The following is a 3,981-nucleotide window of genomic DNA, read 5'->3' as shown; positions in this document are numbered from 1 at the left end:
CGCTACGCTCGTGGTAGCTCACAGGCACGCACGGTGGCGATCGGGGGATCGATGAGCGAGCAGGGCGGCGGACCGTCGGCGCGCAGGCGCCTCGCGGACGAACGGGCACGGGCGGCGGCACGGGGCCGGCGGCAGCGCGCGCTGCTGGTGGTCCTCGGCGCCGTCGCCCTGGCGGGGGTCGTGGTCGCGGCCGTCGTCGTGCTGGTGTCCCGGAACGGCGGCGGGGGGCCCGCGATCGGCGGCTACAAGGGCGCGCTCGCGCCCGCGACCCGGCAGCAGGACGGCTCGGTCGCGATGGCGAAGCCGGGGGCGGCCGCGCCCGTCCTCGACGTCTGGGAGGACTTCCAGTGCCCCGCCTGCAAGGCGATGGAGGCGCGGCTCGGCGGGACGATGAAGCAGCTCGCGGCGGACGGCGAGCTGAAGGTGGTGTACCGGCCGTTCCAGCTGTTCCAGCAGGAGCCGCTGATGTCGAACTCGCGGCGGGCGGCCAACGCCGCCGCCTGCATGCCCGCCGGCCACTGGGTCGCGTACCACGACCGGCTCTACGCCGAGCAGCCCGAGGAGGGCGAGAAGGGGTTCCTCCCGCAGGACCTCATCGCGTGGGCGGCCGACCTGGGCGTGACCGACCCGGCCTTCGCCGCCTGCGTCAACGGCGAGCAGAAGATGAAGACGGTGAACCAGGCGAGCGCCCTGGCGGGGAGGTCCGGCGTCGACGCCACCCCGTACCTGGCGCTGAACGGCAGGAAGGTCGGCGACGACGTCCTCGGCTCGCCCGACGAGCTGAAGAAGGCCGTCGCGAAGGCCGCCGGGAGCGCCCCGGCATCCGGCGGCACGCGTTCGAGCGGCACGCCGACCGGCGACGCGGCCCCGGCCCGGGGCATGCCCCGGGCAACGGTCGCGTTGCGGTGACAGAGAGGGCGCGCAGCGCGCCCGGGAGGCGGTAACGTCAGCGGTCATGCACCAGCTCGCCTACATTCCGAGTCCCTCGCAGGGCGTCTGGCACCTCGGGCCCGTGCCGGTCCGCGCCTACGCCATCATGATCATTCTTGGCATCGTCGCCGCGGTCTGGCTGGGCGAGCGGCGCTGGGCCGCCAAGGGCGGCACGCCGGGCGTGATCGTCGACGTGGCCGTGTGGGCGGTGCCGTTCGGCCTGGTGGGCGGGCGGCTCTACCATGTGATCACCGACTACCAGCGGTATTTCGGGGAGCACGGCGAGCCGCTGCGGGCGCTGGAGATCTGGAAGGGCGGCCTCGGCATCTGGGGCGCGATCGCGCTCGGCGCGGTCGGCGCCTACATCGGCTGCCGGCGCCGCGGCATCTCGGCGCTGGCGCTCGCCGACGCGGTCGCGCCCGGCATCGTGCTGGCGCAGGCGGTCGGCCGCTGGGGCAACTACTGGAACCAGGAGCTGTACGGCCGTCCGCTGGACACCTTCTGGGCGCTGAAGATCGACGAGAACCACCGGCCGATGCTGGACGGCGGGCCCGGCCTCGACCCCAGGTACGCCGACATCGCGACCTATCACCCGACGTTCCTGTACGAGTCGCTGTGGTGCGTCGGCGTCGCCGTCCTCGTCATCTGGGCCGACCGCCGCTACAAGCTCACCCACGGCCGCGCGTTCGCCCTGTACGTCGCCGCCTACACGGTCGGACGCGGCTGGATCGAGGCGCTGCGCATCGACGACGCCCACCACATCCTCGGCATGCGGCTGAACGACTGGACGTCGATCATCCTGTTCGCCGGCGCGGTCGCCTACCTGTACCTGGCCCGCAACCGCACCGGGCCGGAGAACGTGGTCGTCCCCGCCGTCGCGGGCACCGCCGCCGTCCCCGCCGCGAGCGAGCCCCGGACCGAGTCGGACGCTGGCGCCGAGGCTGACACGGACGCCGACGCGAAGCCCGACGCGAAGCCCGCGCCGGAGGCCGACGAGGCCAAGGACGAGGCCAAGGACGAGGCCGAGGACGAGGCCGAGACCGAGCCTGAGGCCGCGGACACGGCCGAGGCGGGCGAACCGGAGACGGCATCCGCTGAGGACCCTCCCGCCGACGAGGTCCCGGAGGACGACCCGGTGGCCGACCCCGGGACCGGGGCCGTGGAGAATGAGGGCGACGGTGCCGCCGACCCCGGCCGGATGGCGAAGGGGGAGCCCGTCGCGGACGGGAAGTAGGAGCGGCGAGGGTGTCGGACGCGGGACCAGATGAGCAGTGAGAAGACCGGCGCCGTGCCGGAGCACCACCACCAGCACCGCGACGTCACCGGGGGCTGGCTGCGGCCCGCGGTGTTCGGCGCGATGGACGGGCTCGTCTCCAACTTCGCGCTGATCGCGGGCGTCGCGGGCGGGCAGGCGAGCCAGAAGGTCGTGCTGCTGGCCGGCCTCGCGGGGCTCGCGGCGGGCGCGTTCTCGATGGCGGCGGGGGAGTACATCTCGGTCGCCTCCCAGTCGGAGCTGGCCGAGGCGGAGATCGAGGTCGAGCGGCTGGAGCTCGCCCGGCACCCGGCCGCCGAGGAGCGCGAGCTCGCCGAGGTCTTCGAGGCGCGCGGCGTGGACCCGGCGACGGCCGCCGAGGTCGCCCGGCAGCTGTCCCGCAACCCCGACGAGGCCCTGGAGGTGCACACCAGGGAGGAGCTCGGCGTGACGCCGGGGGACCTGCCGTCCCCGGTGCTGGCGGCGGGCTCGTCGTTCCTGTCGTTCGCGGTCGGCGCGGTCCTGCCGGTGCTGCCGTACCTGCTGGGCGCGACCTCGCTGTGGCCGGCGGCGATCGTCGCGGCCCTCGGCCTGTTCCTCGCCGGGGCGCTGGTGGCGCGGATCACCAGCCGGCCCTGGTGGTTCGGCGGGGCGCGGCAGCTGCTGTTCGGCGCCGCCGCGGCGGGCATCACCTACGCCGTGGGCGCGCTGATCGGCACCAACGGCCTGTAGCGCCAAGGAATCTGGACGAATGGCCCTTTTGGGCGCGCGGAGACCGCGGGACCGCTAAGCTCCGGGGCGTGATCGAGGCTCGTGACCCAGGTTCCGCCCAGACCGCGCAGAAGGGCGGCGGGCAGGACTTCTGGCCGGAGGAGAAACCCGGCCGCAGGCGCCCCCGTCCGAAGCTGCTGCTCGGCGCGGCCGCCGGGCTGGTCGTGGTGGTCGTCGCGGCGGTGGCCGCCGTCCTGCTGACCGGTGGCGGCGGCGACGGGACCGCGGCCAAGCCGGCGGTGCCGGTGGCGTACACGCCCGACTACCTCGGCGAGGGCTTCGGCCAGATCGCGGCGCGGTCCGCCGACGCCCGCGCGATCACCGAGGGCGAGGCGTTCGGCGCCAAGAGCGTCAAGGGCGACAAGTACGCGTTCACGCTGGCGGCGTCCAAGCTGACCAACGACTGCAAGGACGGCACCTGGGGCGCCCGCCTCCAGGAGGACCTCGCCAAGCACCAGTGCAGCCAGCTCGTCCGCGCCGCCTACGTCAGCGAGGACAACAAGCACGTCGGCCAGTTCATCGTGCTGAACATGGCGACCGAGGACGGCGTCAAGCAGGTCCTGCGCGACCTCGACCCGGCGACCGGCGCCGGCTGGGTGGTGCCGCTGAAGGCGCCGGGCACGCCCGCGTTCGGGCCCGGGTTCAGCGCCGCCTACGCCAAGACCTACGGCCACTACGCCGTGATCACGTGGGTGGAGCGGACCGGCGGCGCGCAGCCCGCCTCGCTCAACGAGATGATCGATGTGAGCCTCGTCATCGAGAACGCCGCCGACTTCCTCTACGGGCGGCTCGACCTGGCGTCCGGCGGGAGGAGCGGGCAGTGAGCGCGGCCCGCGCTGGCGCGTCACCGGCCGGCGGACAGTAGTCTGCGCGCTCGTGGACCCCGATGAACCCCGCCGCGGCGGCCGCGGACGGGCACCGGTGAACCGGCAGGGCCGCGGCCGGCCCGGCCCGCGCCGCACGGCGCCCGCCCGCGCGGGCGCCCCGCGCCGCGGCACACCGCCCCGCAGGCCGGCGCCCCGCCGGGA

At 74.8% G+C, this 3,981-nt stretch carries 4 protein-coding genes; all 4 read left to right on the top strand.

Annotated elements, in window-relative coordinates:
• Positions 1-909, top strand: a 909-nt coding sequence (locus E1284_RS39275) for a DsbA family protein (RefSeq protein ID WP_243715017.1), incomplete at its 5' end; no start/stop codon positions are given.
• A gap of 46 nt (positions 910-955) precedes the next feature.
• Positions 956-2,164, top strand: coding sequence for a prolipoprotein diacylglyceryl transferase (gene lgt / locus E1284_RS39270; RefSeq protein ID WP_131945209.1), 1,209 nt, complete (start codon positions 956-958; stop codon positions 2,162-2,164).
• Between the two features lie 30 nt (positions 2,165-2,194).
• Complete coding sequence (locus tag E1284_RS39265) at positions 2,195-2,914, top strand: VIT1/CCC1 transporter family protein (protein WP_131945208.1); 720 nt, start codon at positions 2,195-2,197, stop codon at positions 2,912-2,914.
• Positions 2,915-2,982: 68 nt separating this feature from the next.
• On the top strand, positions 2,983-3,777 hold the full coding sequence (locus tag E1284_RS42210) for a hypothetical protein (RefSeq protein WP_165965609.1): 795 nt from the start codon (positions 2,983-2,985) through the stop codon (positions 3,775-3,777).
• Positions 3,778-3,981: the final 204 nt, after the last annotated feature.

The sequence above is a fragment of the Actinomadura bangladeshensis genome, from assembly GCF_004348335.1.
GTDB lineage: Bacteria > Actinomycetota > Actinomycetes > Streptosporangiales > Streptosporangiaceae > Spirillospora > Spirillospora bangladeshensis.
The sequence above is the reverse complement of the archived record's forward strand: the minus strand, read 5'-3'. Positions and strand labels throughout refer to the sequence as shown.